Source organism: Parasphingorhabdus sp. NYA22 (assembly GCF_976973735.1).
Genome location: NZ_OZ333477.1, coordinates 2,026,167 through 2,042,319, shown reverse-complemented (window position 1 = coordinate 2,042,319; position 16,153 = coordinate 2,026,167). Strand labels below are relative to the sequence as shown.

The following is a 16,153-nucleotide window of genomic DNA, read 5'->3' as shown; positions in this document are numbered from 1 at the left end:
CTGGCGGTCAAGCCCGCGTTTCGCGCCATCGCCAGATAAGCGCGCCGATCATCGCGACGGTACCGATGATCCAGCTCAGGGTTTTTACCGGTTTTGCGAGCGCCGCCGTCCCGGCGAGAATGTCACTGCCCTGCTCGTTGACCAGCTGGATCAATTGGCTGACGGTTTCGATATAATCAGTCAGGCCAAAGACAAAATAGCTGAGAACGCATAGCAGGCCGACTTTTTTGAGCGTGGGTGAATTGGCCCGCTGCCAGATCAATCGTCCGCCGATGATGCCGCCGGACATATAGAGGGTGATGAAAACAAGGTCGGCGAACATGCCCCAGCGAGCAAGTTCAAGCGCGCCTGCCGCAGCCCAGCTTTGCTGGATCGCGTTCACCCGTTCCGCTGTTGCCGCGCTCTGGTGATCCAATATGCCTCCAGGCGCGACAGCCGTTTCGAGTACCCCGCCGGTAGCGACCAGATAGAGAAACAGCGCCAAGCCTCCGCCCCAGAATATCCAGAAATTACGCCAGCTATAGAGTTTCGGCATTGTTCCTCCTATCCGACCAGAAAGCGCACCATTTCCTGGCTCATCTCCGCTTTGGTCACACTGCTCATATGGGTTCCCGGAATCGCGACATGGTGGCCGTTGAGCAAAATCGCCGCCAGTTCTTCCGGATCGCCGTTGTCCCGATCTTCACTGCCGCACAGAACCAATGTTTCGGTTTCTATGCTTGCTGCATCAGCGGGATCCATATCGGAAAATGTCGCCAGCAACAAACTCGCCGCCACCGGGTCGATTTTCTGGCTTTTCATAAACTGGATGGCGAACCAGTGCGGGTCGCCGCGCTTGGCACTGTCCTTGAGCCGGATCGCCTCCTGGAAAAATTCCTGTCGCCGTTCCCATCCGGCAAGCCCCTGGAGCCCCATGCCGGCGAGTATCGCCTTGGCCGGATTGGCACCGGTGACCAGCAGCCGTGCCGTCGTCCGCGCACCGAGCGAGAAGCCGCCGAGATCATAATCGGTCAATTCCAGATGCTCGATCAGTGCCAGCGCGTCCTTCACCAGCACATCATCGGGATAGGCGGCCGGATCATGCGGCGCTTCGCTTTCACCATGGGCGCGCAGGTCCGGCATGATTACCCAGAAGCCGGCATCGACCAGCGCCTGCGCCTGGCCAAATTTTATCCAGTTGGTGTGAGCGGTGGAGAATAGGCCGTGGAGCAGGATGACAGGGCGCCCCTCCCCCATTTCATGGATTTTGAGGGTCACACCGTCAAAGGATGAAAAGTCCCAGTTATTTGCGGTCATCAATCGACTCTCTTATTCCAAAGTTTGTCAAAGTTGGGGCCAATGAAGGAGGTTCAGTTAAGTCCATCGGTACAATATTCTAATTCTATGAAAAGTCCGGTCAAATTCAGGTGAAATGCGGACGTCAGGTGCAGCCTGACGCTCCAAATCAATGTAGAAAAGCCCCATAAATCTATCGTTCAACAAGACCCTTTTGCTTCATCCGCCATACCGCCAGATCAATCCGGTCCTGCCCGAAAAACGGCTCGCCTTCGAAGACGAGCGTCGGAACGCCCCAGTGGCCCGCGGCTTCGAGTGCTTGCTGATTCTCCGCGATTTCGGCGTCCAGTCCTTCTGACTGGGTTGAGGCTTCGACTCGAAGCTCGGTCAGATCCAGCCCGGCGCGCTCAGCCCCTATTTCCAGATGGTCACCTTCGTTCCAGCCAGCGGTGCCACCCCAGATCATCTGCGAGACTTCATTGGCAAATTCCAGCCCCTTGCCGCGCCGCGAAGCCGCCTGCCCCATCCGGGTCAGTTCGAAAATATAGGGCTGCTCGGCTGCAATCTTGCGGGTGGCAATATCCTGAACGATCGGATCCGGATTGGGCGGTGCCATCGGTATGCCCATATGTTGCGCCACTCGGAATATATCCCTGAACACATAGCCCAGCCAGTTGGGATGGTTCTTCTCGAAGAAATCCGGTTCGCGGATCGCCAGCGGGTACACGAAACGCTGGTTGATTTTCAGGTCATATGCCTCGGTCAGCGCGACGTAACGCCGCGTAGCCAGATAGCTATAGGGTGAGCGGAAGGACCAATATACGTCTGCTTTCAATGTCATGGCGGTCATATGGCACAATCATCAGTCCGCTTCCATAATTTTCAAAGCTAATCATTGCATATAATAAAATATGTTATTAAATCGGCTCGATGAGCGATAATATCGGATTTATGATCGGTGACATTTCACGCCTGATCCGGCGGACATTTGACCAGCGCGCCAAGGCGATCGGCGTGACCCGTCCGCAGTGGCGGGTCCTGACCTGGCTGCAGCGGCACGAAGGGATCAACCAGAGTGCGCTGGCCGATATGCTGGAACTGGATGCGATGACGCTGTGCCGGATGGTCGACCGGTTGCAGGCTGCAGATCTGGTCGAGCGCCGTCCTGACCCCGCTGACCGGCGGGCGTGGAAGCTTTATCTGACGCCCAAAGGCATTGCCTTGACCGAACAGCTGCAACCGATCGGGGAAGAATTGTTGCAGGAGGCGCTGCACAACGTGCCGAAGAAGGAGCAGGAACAGCTTCATCATCTGCTCGAGCAGTTCCGCCGCAATTTGCAGTCCATCTATGACGGGGATTCACAAGAGAAACGGGCCGCCAATGGCTGATAACCCGAATCCGGAAATGGAAACAGCCGCAAGCCAGCCAATAGAGGAAGTGCCTGCGCCGCGCTCGCCGGCACGGCGCATCGGCCGTTGGCTGTTGATGCTCTCGGTTCCGCTGATATTGGCGGGCGCCGGCACCTATTACTGGATTGTCAGCGATCATTACGCGTCCACCGACAATGCCTATGTCCAGCAGGATATTGTTTCCGTCTCACCCGAGATTGGCGGGAAAATTGTCGAAGTGGGGGTGAGCGAGAATCAGCTGGTTGCAGCAGGTGATCTGCTTTTTGCCATCGATCCGGTTCCCTTTGAGCTGGCCGTTGCTCAGAGCAATGCCCGTATCGCCGCCGCGCAAGTCGAGGTGCAAAATCTGCAGGCCGACTATCAGGTAAGCGGCGTCGATATCGAGGTGGCGCGGCAGGATATCGCCTTCGCTCTGTCCAACTATCAGCGACAGGCGGCGTTGATGGAAAAAGGCTTCACTACCAGAGCGCGACTCGACGCTGCGCAGCATGAAGTCGATCTGGCCCGTGCGAAACTGAAATCTGCGCAATCCGATGTGGTCGCGGCCAAGGCACGCCTGTCAACGGGCTCGGCTGCACCCGGAGAAAATCCGGATATCGCCGACGCCAAAGTGGCGCGAGACCAGTCCTTGCTTGATCTCGCGCGCACGCGAGTGGTAGCGCCCGTCGCTGGACGCGTTGCCCAGTCGACCCGGTTACAGGTCGGGCAAATGATGGTTTCCGGCTTGCCGGTCGTTTCGATCGTGAATGACCAGAATAGCTGGATAGAGGCCAATTTCAAGGAAACCGATCTGGCCAAGATGAAGGTCGGACAGAAAGCCAAAATCACTTTTGATGCCTATCCAGACCTGGAGCTCAACGGCCGGGTCGACAGTATCGGCGCAGGCACCGGGTCGGAGTTTTCCGTGCTGCCGGCGCAAAATGCCAACGGCAATTGGGTCAAGGTTACCCAGCGGGTGCCGGTACGGATCAGGATATTGGACAAATCCCCACGACAGCTGATCGCCGGGATTTCGGCGGAAGTGACCGTCGATCTGCGCAATGGTAAAGAGTGAACACCCCAAATCCTGATGTAGCAGCCCTGCCGGTGAACAACCGGCTGCTGCTCACAATTGCTGTCATGCTCGGCAATATCATGCAGATATTGGACTCCACCATTGCCAATGTCGCCCTGCCGCACATGCAATCGGGCCTCGGAGCCACGCTCGATACGGTGACCTGGGTATTGACCAGTTATATATTGGCTTCCGCAGTGGCTATCCCGATCACCGGGTGGGTCGCCGACCGTATCGGTTCCCGCAACCTGTTTCTCTTGTCGATCGCCGGATTTACCGCGTCGTCCTTGCTCTGCGCCACAGCATCAAGTCTTGAGATGCTGGTCTTTTACCGGGTGATTCAGGGAATGTCAGGCGCGTTCGTGATGCCGCTTTCGCAAACGGTGATGCTCGACATCAATCCGCCGAAAAACCATCCGCGGGCCATGGCGATATGGGGCATGGGCATCATGATCGCACCGATCATGGGGCCGATTATTGGTGGCTATCTGACCGAGAATTACAGCTGGGAGTGGATTTTCCTGATCAATGTGCCGCTTGGCATCATCACCTTCGTCATGCTCTGGACGCTGCTGCCCTCGCGGCCGATCGCCCGCCGGAAGTTCGATATGCCCGGATTTCTTCTGTTCGCTATCTTTATCGCCACCTTCCAGCTCATGCTCGATCGGGGCAATAGCGAAGACTGGTTCGACAGCTGGGAAATCATCATAGAATTCGGGATATCGGCAGCCGCCTTGTGGATATTCGCAATCCATATGGCGACGGCAAAAAACCCGTTCCTGTCCCGGGATCTGTTCAAAGACCGGAATTTGATCACCGCCATGTTATTGATGATCGTTGCCGGCGTGTCGATGTTCTCGACCATGGCGTTGCTGCCGCCGATGCTGCAGAACATCTATCATTATACGCCGATTGATGCCGGCCTGATATTGGCACCGCGCGGCGTCGGTGTCTTCCTGGGCATGGCGATCGGCAGCCGTCTGGCGACAGTGATCGATGCCCGCTATGTCGTCGCAGCGGGTATGGCACTGGCTTCTTACTCTGCCTGGATGATGACCGGATGGAGCCTCGAAATGGACCGGTGGCCGGTGATCACCAGCGGCGTCGTCCAGGGCCTAGGCATGGGCGCTCTGTTCGTGACCATGAATATATTGGGATTTTCGACGCTTTCACCGGCTCTGCGGACCGATGGCGCCAGCTTGCTCAACCTCGCGCGGACCATCGGCGCGTCGGTCGGGATCGCGGTATTCGTCGGCCTATTGGGCCGCAACTGGCAGACCAGCCACGCAGACCTTTCCGCCAATGTAACCGAAGCGAGACTGTCACCGCTCAGCCCCACCAGCATCAGCCGTTTGGGACAATATGGCGAGCAGGCGATGACGATGATTGATGGTGAAGTGAACCGGCAAGCTCTGATGATCGCCTATCTGGGCGATTTCTGGCTGATGTCGGTGGTCACCGCATTATGTGTTCCGCTGGTGTTCCTGATGAAGAAACCCCAGCGGATGAAAGTCGATTCAGCCGAAGCGGCCAGTGCGGCGCACTAGCCCTTTTTCAGATGTTTGCGGCCCAACAGTTCAGCGATCTGCACGGCGTTGAGCGCAGCGCCCTTGCGCAAATTGTCGCTGACGCACCAGATGTTCAGGCCGTTTTCAACCGTCGGATCTTCGCGCACGCGGCTGATGAACGTTGCGCCATCGCCGACACATTCGACTGGCGTCACATAGCCTTCGTCTTCACGCTTATCGACCAGCATGATGCCGGGCGCGTCGCGTAGAATCTTTTGCGCGTCCTTGGCAGACAGCTCGTTTTCAAATTCGATGTTGATCGACTCGCTGTGGCCGACAAAGACCGGAACGCGGACGCAGGTCGCGGTGACCTTGATCTTGGAATCGAGAATTTTCTTGGTCTCGACGACCATTTTCCACTCTTCCTTGGTCGAGCCGTCGTCGAGGAACACGTCGATATGCGGGATCACGTTGAACGCGATCTGCTTGGTGAAGACGTGGTTTTCCTTGGGATCGCCGACGAAAATGGCGCGGGACTGTTCGAACAGTTCGTCCATGCCGCCCTTGCCTGCCCCGGAGACCGACTGATAGGTCGAGACAACGACACGCTTGATCTTTGCCGCATCATGCAGCGGTTTCAAAGCCACGACCATCTGGGCGGTCGAGCAATTGGGGTTGGCGATGATATTGCGCTTGGTATAGCCACTTATCGCTTCCGGGTTCACTTCCGGCACGATCAAGGGCACGTCCGGGTCCATCCGGTAAAGCGAGCTGTTGTCAATTACGACACAACCGGCAGCGGCTGCCTTCGGCGCGTATTCCCTGGTCGGGCCGGAGCCTGCAGCGAACAAAGCCATATCCCAGCCCGAAAAATCGAAATTCTCGATATTCTGGACCTTGAGCATCTTGCCGGTGTCGCCAATCTCGATCTCGCTACCTTGCGACCGCGAGGATGCAACTGCGGCAATCTCGTCATAGGGAAATTCGCGCTCTGCGAGGACGTTGAGCATTTCGCGTCCGACGTTACCCGTCGCACCGACAACTACAATTTTGTAACCCATGAAACTTTTCCTGCTCCTGATATTAAAACAGCCGGTTATCCGTGGATGGAGAACCGGCTGTTTGAAACTTTGATGAAGCGAAGTCTATTTCGCTTCTGTGCCTTTCGCAGGCTGGTTCAAACGGCGTTCCGCAATACGGGCCCGTTTACCAGTCCGCCCGCGCAGATAGTAAAGTTTCGCACGACGCACGATACCGCGGCGAACCACGGTGATGCTGTCGATGTTCGGAGAGTAAAGCGGGAACACACGCTCAACGCCTTCGCCGAACGACATTTTGCGTACGGTGAAGTTGGAGCCCATGCCGCGATTGGTCCGTGCGATGCACACACCTTCGAAATTCTGGGTACGAACGCGCTCGCCTTCAACGACGCGAACACCGATACGCACTGTATCACCAGCGCGGAACTCGGGGATTTCTTTCGACGCGATAAATGCGTCTACGGCTTCTTTTTCCAATGTTTGAATCAGGTTCATGACCTATTCCTTATCTTTATCTTTTTCCTGCGCACCAGAGGGCGACTGATCCGGAGTGTCCCTGTGACGCTCCCATAAATCCGGCCGCCTTAGCCGTGTATCTTCCTCTGCCCTTTGTTTCCGCCAAGCAGCTATTTTCGCATGATCCCCCGATCGCAAGACTTCAGGGATTATGCGCCCTTCCCATATTTGAGGTCGGGTATATTGCGGATATTCCAGAATAACATTCTCGAAACTCTCGTCATCTCCGCTAGAAGACGCGCCCATTACCCCGGGAAGCAGCCGAATGCAAGCGTCTAAAAGCACCAGAGCGCCCAATTCTCCGCCGGAAAGCACATAGTCGCCGATCGAGACTTCCTCGATATCGCGGGCGTCGAACAGGCGCTCGTCAAATCCCTCGAAGCGGCCGCAGATTATGGTGACGCCGGGACCGGCTGCAATTTCGCGGACACGCGCCTGGGTGAGCGGCTTTCCGCGCGGGGTCATGGCGATAATGGGAGTTTTTTCGGAAACAACCGTTCGTGCTAAGCCTGTCGAAGCATCGCTTTGCTCGGCACCAGGTCCTTCGACAGGCTCAGGACTAACCAAGCTTTGTGCCGCGATCGTTTCTGCCATCCGCGCCACCGCATGATCCACCGCTGCGGCCATGATGTCAGCCCTGAGCACCATACCCGCACCTCCACCCGCTGGCGTGTCATCGACGCTGCGATGCTTGTCGGTAGTAAAATCGCGGGGGTTTATCGGGTCACAGGTCCACTTCCCCTCCACCATCGCCCTGCCGGCCAGCGATGTGCCGAGCGGTCCGGGAAACATTTCCGGATAGAGTGTGAGAATTTGGGCGGTGAAGGTCATTTCTTCTTGCGCCAGTTTATCCACAATATCGCGGTTGTCATGCCGACGAAGAAACTGCCAAACATACCCACGGCGGCACCAATAGACATGTAGACGATGCCTTCCCGACCGCAAACCTGACCGCCCAGGCAGTTAGCAGATTGCAGCCACCAGAGGTTGAATAGCCAATATAGCAAAAGCAATCCGGGTATCGGAAGACTGGCCCAGAACGGCAGCCACGCGAGGCTTATTTCTGGCTTGAGCCGTTTCGCAATCTCGATAATCGCGATGGTCAGTCCTGCTATCAGAAAAATGATGACAATCAGGATCATTGCGGCTCGACAAAATCCGCTTCTACAATCGCAGGGTCATTACCCATATCAATCGCGATCACCGGGACCATGAATTTCTTGCCGTTTGGCCGTTCTATCTCGATGACGTCGCCAGCACCAAATTCGTAGATGGCGAATATCTTGCCCAGTTCCTCGCCGGTATCGGAGACGCAGCGCAAGCCAATGATGTCGATATGGTAAAATTCGTCTTCGTCCAGTTCCGGCAAGGCCGAGCGCGGGACGGTTAGTTCGGTGCCGCGGGCCGCTTCAGCGCCGTTGCGGTCGGTGATTTCGGCAATACGTGCAATCGCACCCATCTTATGGGGTTTGACGGATTTCAGCGTCAACGCGCCGCCATTGAAATCCTTGTGCACAGTCAGGCTGTCGAGACTGTCACAGAATAGCTTGAGCCGGACCTCGCCGGTGATCCCGTGAGCGCCGATGATGACGGCGAGCGGGACGGGTTTGTCCGGGGTCATTGATCAAATCCGATCGGGTCGAGCCTATGATGATGACAGGCCGGCCACAAAAAAACGCACCGTTCCCCTTCGACAAAGCCGGGAAGAACGGTGCGCGTTATCATTGGTCGATTAACCTTCAGCTTTGTCTTCAGCCTTAGCTTCTTCAGCCTTAGCTTCTTCAGCCGGAGCCGCTTCTTCAGCCGGAGCTTCTTCAACCGGCGCAGGAGCCGCAGCGGCTTCTTTCGCTGCTTCTTCTGCAGCAGCTGCTTTTTCAGCTTTCTCTTCAACACGCTCGGTGGCTTTTTCGCCAGGCTTGCCCTTGTTCGGGTTGTTGCGTGCTTCACGCTTCAGCAAACCGGCTACGTCCAGAAAACGAGCAACGCGGTCGGAAGGCTTCGCGCCCATTTCCAGCCAATGCTTCGCACGCTCGGTGTCGAGAACAACGCGCTTTTCGTCGTCTTTTGCGAGCAGCGGGTTGTAGCTGCCGATCCGTTCGATGAACTTGCCGTCGCGGGGTGCGCGGACGTCAGCGATAACGATCTTGTAATAAGGGCGTTTCTTGGATCCGCCGCGGGACATTCTCATTGCTACTGCCATTGTAATAAACCTTTCTAAAAATACCAAAATTCAAATTGTTACGACTATTTCTTCTTATTCAATAAATTTGCCAGATCAGGAGGAAGGCCACCCGAGGACATATCCGGAAGGCCGGGCATGCCGCCGCCCTGACCGCCCATTCCGGCGCCAGCGGCTCCGCCGCCTCCACCGAACATCGACATCAGCCCCTTGATTCCGCCCATCTTCTTGATGCGCTTCATCGCCTTGGCCATTTCCTGATGCATTTTGAGCAGCTTGTTGACGTCCTGCACGGTTGTGCCGGAGCCAATCGCGACCCGCCGCTTGCGCTTGGCATTGAGCAGTCCGGGCCGTGTGCGCTCTTCCCTGGTCATCGAGCCAATGATGGCATCCATGCGGACCAGAACCTTGTCGTCCATTGCTCCGCCGGCCATCGCAGCTTTCGCCTTTTTCATGCCGGGCATCATCGATGCCATTGCACCCAGACCACCCATTTTGGTCATCTGGTTCAGCTGGGAGCGGAGATCATTGAGATCGAACTGCCCTTTGAGCATTTTCTCGGCAAGCGCTTCGGATTCTTCCTTGTCGACGACCTGGGCCGCTTTTTCGACCAGGCTGACGACATCGCCCATGCCCAATATCCGGCCCGCAACGCGTTCCGGGTGGAATTCTTCAAGCGCATCTATCTTTTCGCCGACACCGACAAATTTGATCGGCTTGCCGGTAACCGCGCGCATCGACAGCGCCGCGCCGCCACGTGCATCACCGTCCATGCGGGTAAGCACGACACCGGTCAGTGGGACCTGGTCGGAGAAATTCTGTGCAACGTTGACGGCATCCTGGCCAGTCAGCGCGTCGACAACCAGCAGGATTTCCTGCGGCCGGGAGATGTCGGCGACGGCCTTCATCTCGTCCATCAATTGCTGATCGACATGAAGACGCCCTGCGGTATCCAGAAGCAGTACGTCAAAGCCTTGCAATTTGGCAGCTTGCAGAGCACGGCGGGCAATCTCGACCGGTTGCTGACCTGCAACAATCGGCAAGGTGACGGCACCAATCTGCTCGCCCAATACAGCCAATTGTTCCTGTGCAGCCGGGCGATTGACGTCAAGCGAGGCCATCATGACCTTCTTGTTTTCTTTGTCTTTAAGCCGCTTGGCAATTTTGGCGGTGGTGGTCGTTTTACCTGAGCCCTGCAGACCGACCATCATGATGATAGCAGGCGGCGCGACGGAGAGTTCAAGCGCGCTGACCTCGGAGCCCAGCATTTCGGCAATACCGTCATTAACGATCTTTACCACTTGCTGGCCGGGGGTCACTGATTTCAGAACCGACTGGCCAACGGCCTTCTCGGTTACCTTTTCAACGAAATCCTTGACGACGGGGAGCGCGACATCGGCTTCGAGCAAGGCAATCCGCACTTCGCGCATAGCGCCGCGAACATCTTCTTCCCTGAGCGCACCGCGCCCGCGCAGCTTGTCGAAGACTCCGCCAAGGCGGTCGCTTAACTTATCAAACATGTTACCGCCTTTCCTTCTTCAAAACAGCCCGAATTCAGGCCAACGCAAAAAGCGCCGGTGGGCGAAACCTCGCTGACCGACGTGTGAGTTTTTCGAACTCTAAACTGGATTGGCAATACAAGCATTGCCTGACTTGGCAGCCTATTAGTGCAGTTCTCCCGATATCGCAAGCCCGGATTTTTCACAAATATGAACGATTGTTAACCAGAAATTGAGAAGTGTTTGGCAAAAGCCTTCCGGCAACAGCGGGAAAACAACTATGGCTCGACCAGCAGCCGACCAACATCTCAGGGTGATGAAAAACGGATATAAGATATCCGTTGGCCGTGACGTTGTGACCGGCATCATCGTCATTCTGGCGATACTCATGTTTGCCGGCACCGGCGGCACGGTGCTCTCCGATGCGATCGACTCTATTACAGGTCAGGCCAGAGCTGCTGACAACGTGCTGGTTTCCGCATTCCTGCTGAATATTGCCCTGATTCTGTTCGGCTGGCGCCGTTACAACGATCTGACCAAGGAAGTTGAAGAACGGGCCGCGGCCGAACAGCTTGCCCACTCCCTTGCCGTTACCGATCCGCTCACCGGATTGCTCAATCGCCGTACGATTGGGGAAAAAACAGCAGAGATGATCAGCCTCGCGCAACGGCAACAAAAGAGCATCACAGTCATGATGCTGGATCTCGACAATTTCAAAAACATCAATGACGTGCATGGCCACAGCGCCGGCGATGCCGTGCTAAAACAGGTGGCAGCCCGCCTTAAGCAAGTCTTGCCACCCCATAACCTTCTCGCACGCCTTGGTGGCGACGAATTTGCCTGCGCGTTTATTTTTGATCCCGAACAGCCGAAAATGGTCGAACGGATTGCCGACGATCTCATAGAAGCTATCGCAACGCCAATCGTCGAAAATGGCAACCAGCTTGTTGTGACCACTTCCATCGGCATGTCGCGATATGATGCAGAGTCGGAAGGCGTCGATCTGCTGATGCGCCGCGCCGACATTGCCATGTACAGCTCGAAAAAGCAGGGTCGAAACCGCCATTGCTGGTTTGATGCGAACATGGAAAAGGAACTGCAGACGCGGAGTTTACTGGAAACAGGCATGCGAATGGGCATACCCAACGGGGAATTTGCACCCTATTTCGAGCAGCAGATAGATCTCGCAACCGGCAAATTGACCGGTTTTGAGGTTCTTGCCCGTTGGGAATCTCCGACACAGGGATTGATCTCTCCCGAAATATTCATCCCGATTGCCGAAGAAACCGGCATGATCGGCGATCTCTCGCTCAGCATTATGCGGCAGGCGTTCAACCATGCGAAATATTGGGACGCCGGCCTGACGATCTCCGTCAATATTTCACCGGTCCAACTGCTCGATCCGTGGCTGGCGCAAAAAATTGTCAAATTGCTCGTCGAAAGCGGATTTCCGCCAAGCCGTCTGGAAATCGAGATCACCGAGAGTGCGCTGTTTGAAAATCTCAGCCTGGCGCAATCCATCGTCGGCAGCTTAAAAAATCAGGACATTAAAATCGCATTGGACGATTTCGGTACCGGCTACAGTTCTCTCGCGCATCTGCGCGCATTGCCGTTTGACCGGATAAAAATCGATCGCAGCTTTGTTTCTTCGCTTCTCGGCAATGCGGAAAGCAAGGCCATTGTAAAGGCAATCAACGGCCTTGGCGAGAGCCTCGGCCTGCCGATCACTGCAGAAGGTATCGAAGACAAGGATACCGAGGACGAACTGCGCAGCATCGGCTGCGCCCAGGGTCAAGGCTGGTATTACGGACGCCCCTTGACCTTTCTGGAGACACGGAAGATGCTGGCAAAACGCAATTTGCTGCAAGCCGGCGATCTGGAAGACGCGGCGGCTCTTCAAGCCGACCCGGGGCCCTCCTCCATTGAAAAAAATCTCATGCAGAAAGCAAGTTAGACCTGCTTACCGCAACCAATTGCGAGCCGAATTGCTGGACTCCCGGGAACGGCATCCCTAAATCGCCAATCATGACCACAGGACGCTTCCACAAAATGCACGGATTGGGCAATGATTTTGTCATTATCGATGCGCGCGAAGAAGAAATGGAACTGTCCAGCGCGAAAGCGACCGCTATTGCGGACCGGCGCAGCGGGATTGGCTGCGACCAACTGATCATCCTGCGCCCATCCGACAAAGCCGACGTCAGGATGCAGATCTATAACGCAGACGGCAGCGAGGTCGAAGCCTGTGGCAATGCTTCCCGCTGCGTCGCAAAACTGATTGGCGACGAAACCCGGATTGAAACTGCCGGCGGCATCATTATCGGCAGCGCGACTGAGGACGGCGCCATCGTCGATATGGGCAAGCCCCGTTTCGAGTGGCAGTCCATCCCCCTCGCCTATGCCATGGATACGCTCAACATGCCGCTTGGCTGGGAAGATTTGCAAAATCCTGCCGCCGTCAATGTCGGCAATCCGCATGTAATCTTCTTTGTCGACGATAGCGATATCGTCGAGCTGGATCGGCTGGGCCCGATGATCGAGGTCGATCCGCTGTTCCCCGACAAAGTGAACGTCAATGTGGCGCATATCGAGGACGGCACGATCCATTTGCGCGTCTGGGAGCGCGGCGTGGGCCTGACCCGGGCTTGCGGCACCGGAGCCTGCGCGACCGCTGTCGCCGCGATCAGGCGCGGCTTGGTCAGCAGCCCTGTACAGGTCGATTTGCCGGGCGGATCATTGGTTATCAGCTGGAAAGACGGCGAGAATATCCAGATGCAGGGCCCAACGGCCTATGTCTATTCCGGCGAAGCAGACTGGACCCAGTTCGGATGAACGCTCCGGAAATGATCAGCATGGGATGCCGGCTCAACATCGCCGAGAGCGAGACGTTGCGGCAGAATCTGGCGGCGAACAATATCGACGGTGACAATCTGATCATCGTCAACAGCTGTGCCGTGACCAACGAAGCGGTCCGGCAGACCCGGCAAGCGATAAGACGGGCAAAGAAAGACAATCCGGAAAAGAATATCATCGTCACGGGCTGTGCCGCTCAGGTCGATCCGGCAATGTTCGCGGATATGCCTGAAACCAGCGCGGTCGTCGGCAATTCTGACAAATATGACGCAGCCAATTTCAAGCTCGGCCTGCAAAGCAACCGTCCCGATATCCGGGTTTCCGATATCATGCGGATCACCGAAACCGCTCCGCATATGGTCAGTTCTTTCGCCGACAGGTCCCGCGCCTTTGTCGAGATCCAGAACGGCTGCGATCATCGCTGTACTTTTTGTATCATCCCCTTTGGCCGTGGTAACAGCCGGTCAGTGCCGGCGGGCCTGATCGTCGATCAGGTGCAGGCTTTGGTCGACAAGAGCTTTCAGGAAGTCGTCCTGACCGGTGTCGACGTCACCAGCTATGGCCCCGACCTGCCCGGCGAACCGACCCTGGGCATGCTGATCGAACGGATATTGAAGCACGTCCCCGAGCTACCGCGGCTGAGGCTGTCCTCGCTCGATGGTATCGAGATTGATGACCGGTTGTTCGACCTGCTCACCGGAGAAGCGCGGCTCATGCCGCATGTCCATTTGTCGCTCCAGTCGGGGGACAATATGATTCTCAAGCGGATGAAGCGGCGGCACAGCCGGGAACAGGCGATTGCTCTGGTCGAAAAGCTGAAAGCCAAAAGACCGGAAATAGTGATAGGCGCTGACATCATCGCCGGTTTCCCGACTGAAGATGAGGCTATGTTTGCCAACAGCCTGTCGATAATCGATCAATGCGACATTGTTCATGGTCATATTTTTCCCTATTCGCCGAAGCAGGGCACGCCAGCAGCGAAAATGCCGCAGGTTGACGGTCAGGTGATCAAGCAAAGAGCAAAAATATTGCGGGAGGCAGTCAGCCGGCGTGCACGGTCGTGGCGGCATTCGCTGGTCGGGTCCCGACAGAATATTCTCGCGGAGATCTCCGGTGATACCGGCTATTCCGAAAATTTCGCCCGCGTTCGCCTTGATGGTTCCGCGAACAAGGGTCAGATAGTTCCGGTCGAGATTATCGACGTTCAGGACAAGCAATTGATTGGCAGGGTGTTAGCGTGACCGAGAAAAATAGTTGGAAAGATCGTCTGTTCGGCGGTTTCAGCAAGACATCATCGCGGCTGACCGAAAATCTGGCGGGCCTGGTTACCAAGGCGAAGCTGGACGAGGCTACGCTCGACGACATTGAAGACGCGCTGATCATGTCGGACCTTGGCCCGGCAACGGCTGCTTCGATCCGCGCGAAGCTTGCCGTCGAACGTTTTGAAAAAGGCCTGACCGAGCATGCGGTAAAGGAAATCATTCAGCGCGAGATCGCCGCGATATTGGAACCGGTGGCGATTCCGCTGGAAATCGATGCCTTTCCTCGTCCGCAGGTAATTTTGGTGATCGGCGTCAATGGCTCCGGCAAGACCACCACGATTGCCAAGCTTGCTCATCTGTTTCTCGAACAGGATTATGGCGTGATGCTGGCGGCGGGCGATACGTTCCGGGCAGCGGCCATCGGGCAGTTGAAGATCTGGGCCGAGAGACTGGGCGTTCCTATTATCAGCGGGCCGCAGGGCGGCGACAGCGCTAGCATTGTCTATGAAGGTGTGAAGCAGGCGACGGCGACCGGTATCGACGTGTTAATCGTCGATACAGCCGGTCGGCTGCAAAACCGGACCGAGTTGATGGATGAACTGGACAAGATCAGGCGGGTACTGGGTCGGCTCAATCCGGCGGCTCCGCATAATGTGGTACTGGTACTGGATGCAACGACCGGACAGAATGCCTTGTCCCAGATAGAAGTGTTTCAGGACGTGGCCAAGGTCACGGGACTGATCATGACCAAGCTGGACGGCACCGCGCGCGGCGGCGTATTGGTAGCAGCAGCGAAACAATTTGGATTGCCGATACACGCGATCGGGATCGGTGAAACCGTAGAAGACTTGAGGCCGTTCAAGGCCGAAGATTTGGCCGCAGCCATAGCCGGGATAGAAACATGACCGAAGCCACAGCAATTGAAGAAATTCCGAAAGAACATAGAGGTCTCAGCTTCGCGCTCGATTTCGGGCCGCTGCTGATATTTTTCCTCGTATATAAATTCGGGGCTCCCGAAGGCAATCCGGTCACTTCGGCGATCTACGGTACGGTCGCCTTCATGATAGCGATTGTCGTAGCGATGATCGTTTCCAAGTGGAAACTGGGCAAGATTTCACCGATGATGTGGATGTCGGCGATCCTGATCCTCGGTTTTGGTGCGCTCACCATCTATTTCAACGACCCGCGTTTCATCCAGCACAAGCCAACGATTATTTATGCCGGGTTCGCGATTATATTATTCGGCGGGTTGCTGCGCGGCAAAGCGATGCTGAAAAGCCTGCTACAAGCGGCGTTCGAAGGTCTGTCCGACGAAGGCTGGCTGAAACTCTCCCGCAACTGGGCCCTGTTTTTTACAGCCATGGCGGTGATCAACGAACTGATGGTCGCAACGCTCAGCTTCGACTGGTGGCTAACCGTAAAAGTCTGGGGCGTAACCACCACTTCGTTCATTTTCGCGATGGCGAATATTCCGATGCTGATGAAGCACGGCTTTTCGGTAGAAGAAAAGCCGCGCCCCGAAAGTCAGGACGCGGCTTAAAATTCTTTATTGTCGGC

At 56.2% G+C, this 16,153-nt stretch carries 18 protein-coding genes; 8 read left to right on the top strand and 10 right to left on the bottom strand.

Features of this window, described 5'->3' with window-relative positions:
* Positions 1-7 precede the first annotated feature (7 nt).
* The 3 genes from ACWFTY_RS09875 to ACWFTY_RS09865 form a co-directional block, all read right to left on the bottom strand.
* Complete coding sequence (locus ACWFTY_RS09875; protein ID WP_447524056.1) at positions 8-535, bottom strand: hypothetical protein; 528 nt, start codon at positions 533-535, stop codon at positions 8-10.
* Between the two features lie 8 nt (positions 536-543).
* Positions 544-1,296, bottom strand: a complete 753-nt coding sequence (locus ACWFTY_RS09870) for an alpha/beta fold hydrolase (protein WP_447524055.1) — start codon at positions 1,294-1,296, stop codon at positions 544-546.
* 172 nt (positions 1,297-1,468) lie between these two features.
* Positions 1,469-2,116 (bottom strand): DsbA family protein, encoded by a 648-nt coding sequence (locus ACWFTY_RS09865; protein ID WP_447524054.1) that lies wholly within the window; start codon positions 2,114-2,116, stop codon positions 1,469-1,471.
* Between the two features lie 89 nt (positions 2,117-2,205).
* On the opposite strand from ACWFTY_RS09865, the gene ACWFTY_RS09860 reads away from it, so the two are divergent.
* Genes ACWFTY_RS09860 through ACWFTY_RS09850 form a run of 3 tightly spaced genes read left to right on the top strand, consistent with a single transcriptional unit; the run spans position 2,206 to position 5,286 of the window.
* Positions 2,206-2,664 carry a MarR family winged helix-turn-helix transcriptional regulator gene (locus ACWFTY_RS09860; protein ID WP_447524053.1) on the top strand — a complete coding sequence of 153 codons (459 nt, stop codon included), beginning with the start codon at positions 2,206-2,208 and terminating at the stop codon, positions 2,662-2,664.
* Positions 2,657-3,739 carry an HlyD family secretion protein gene (locus ACWFTY_RS09855; RefSeq protein ID WP_447524052.1) on the top strand — a complete coding sequence of 361 codons (1,083 nt, stop codon included), beginning with the start codon at positions 2,657-2,659 and terminating at the stop codon, positions 3,737-3,739. Before ACWFTY_RS09860 ends, ACWFTY_RS09855 begins: the two co-directional genes overlap by 8 nt.
* Positions 3,736-5,286, top strand: coding sequence for a DHA2 family efflux MFS transporter permease subunit (locus ACWFTY_RS09850; protein ID WP_447524051.1), 1,551 nt, complete (start codon positions 3,736-3,738; stop codon positions 5,284-5,286). The genes ACWFTY_RS09855 and ACWFTY_RS09850 overlap by 4 nt, the downstream gene beginning before the upstream one ends.
* Here ACWFTY_RS09850 and ACWFTY_RS09845 read toward each other — a convergent pair.
* The 7 genes from ACWFTY_RS09845 to ffh all read right to left on the bottom strand — a co-directional run bounded on the left by ACWFTY_RS09845 (position 5,283) and on the right by ffh (position 10,502).
* Positions 5,283-6,308 (bottom strand): aspartate-semialdehyde dehydrogenase, encoded by a 1,026-nt coding sequence (locus tag ACWFTY_RS09845; RefSeq protein WP_447524050.1) that lies wholly within the window; start codon positions 6,306-6,308, stop codon positions 5,283-5,285. The genes ACWFTY_RS09850 and ACWFTY_RS09845 overlap by 4 nt on opposite strands.
* Positions 6,309-6,392: 84 nt before the next feature.
* A complete protein-coding gene (gene rplS / locus ACWFTY_RS09840) occupies positions 6,393-6,782 on the bottom strand; it encodes a 50S ribosomal protein L19 (RefSeq protein WP_447524049.1) in 390 nt (129 codons plus the stop codon).
* A 3-nt stretch (positions 6,783-6,785) separates the two neighbouring features.
* Positions 6,786-7,634 carry a tRNA (guanosine(37)-N1)-methyltransferase TrmD gene (gene trmD / locus ACWFTY_RS09835; protein ID WP_447524048.1) on the bottom strand — a complete coding sequence of 283 codons (849 nt, stop codon included), beginning with the start codon at positions 7,632-7,634 and terminating at the stop codon, positions 6,786-6,788.
* A complete protein-coding gene (locus ACWFTY_RS09830; protein ID WP_447524047.1) occupies positions 7,631-7,945 on the bottom strand; it encodes a hypothetical protein in 315 nt (104 codons plus the stop codon). Before ACWFTY_RS09830 ends, trmD begins: the two co-directional genes overlap by 4 nt.
* A complete protein-coding gene (gene rimM / locus ACWFTY_RS09825) occupies positions 7,942-8,424 on the bottom strand; it encodes a ribosome maturation factor RimM (protein WP_447524046.1) in 483 nt (160 codons plus the stop codon). The genes ACWFTY_RS09830 and rimM overlap by 4 nt, the downstream gene beginning before the upstream one ends.
* Positions 8,425-8,535: 111 nt before the next feature.
* A complete protein-coding gene (rpsP, locus tag ACWFTY_RS09820) occupies positions 8,536-9,003 on the bottom strand; it encodes a 30S ribosomal protein S16 (RefSeq protein WP_447524045.1) in 468 nt (155 codons plus the stop codon).
* Positions 9,004-9,047: 44 nt separating this feature from the next.
* On the bottom strand, positions 9,048-10,502 hold the full coding sequence (gene ffh, locus ACWFTY_RS09815; protein ID WP_447524044.1) for a signal recognition particle protein: 1,455 nt from the start codon (positions 10,500-10,502) through the stop codon (positions 9,048-9,050).
* 259 nt (positions 10,503-10,761) lie between these two features.
* On the opposite strand from ffh, the gene ACWFTY_RS09810 reads away from it, so the two are divergent.
* The 5 genes from ACWFTY_RS09810 to ispZ all read left to right on the top strand — a co-directional run bounded on the left by ACWFTY_RS09810 (position 10,762) and on the right by ispZ (position 16,136).
* Positions 10,762-12,435, top strand: coding sequence for a putative bifunctional diguanylate cyclase/phosphodiesterase (locus tag ACWFTY_RS09810; protein ID WP_447524043.1), 1,674 nt, complete (start codon positions 10,762-10,764; stop codon positions 12,433-12,435).
* Positions 12,436-12,506: 71 nt separating this feature from the next.
* Positions 12,507-13,313 (top strand): diaminopimelate epimerase, encoded by an 807-nt coding sequence (dapF, locus tag ACWFTY_RS09805; protein WP_447524042.1) that lies wholly within the window; start codon positions 12,507-12,509, stop codon positions 13,311-13,313.
* Positions 13,310-14,575, top strand: coding sequence for a tRNA (N(6)-L-threonylcarbamoyladenosine(37)-C(2))-methylthiotransferase MtaB (gene mtaB / locus ACWFTY_RS09800; protein ID WP_447524041.1), 1,266 nt, complete (start codon positions 13,310-13,312; stop codon positions 14,573-14,575). Before dapF ends, mtaB begins: the two co-directional genes overlap by 4 nt.
* Complete coding sequence (ftsY, locus tag ACWFTY_RS09795; protein ID WP_447524040.1) at positions 14,572-15,501, top strand: signal recognition particle-docking protein FtsY; 930 nt, start codon at positions 14,572-14,574, stop codon at positions 15,499-15,501. The genes mtaB and ftsY overlap by 4 nt, the downstream gene beginning before the upstream one ends.
* Positions 15,498-16,136 carry a septation protein IspZ gene (gene ispZ, locus ACWFTY_RS09790; RefSeq protein ID WP_447524039.1) on the top strand — a complete coding sequence of 213 codons (639 nt, stop codon included), beginning with the start codon at positions 15,498-15,500 and terminating at the stop codon, positions 16,134-16,136. Before ftsY ends, ispZ begins: the two co-directional genes overlap by 4 nt.
* Positions 16,137-16,153 lie beyond the last annotated feature (17 nt).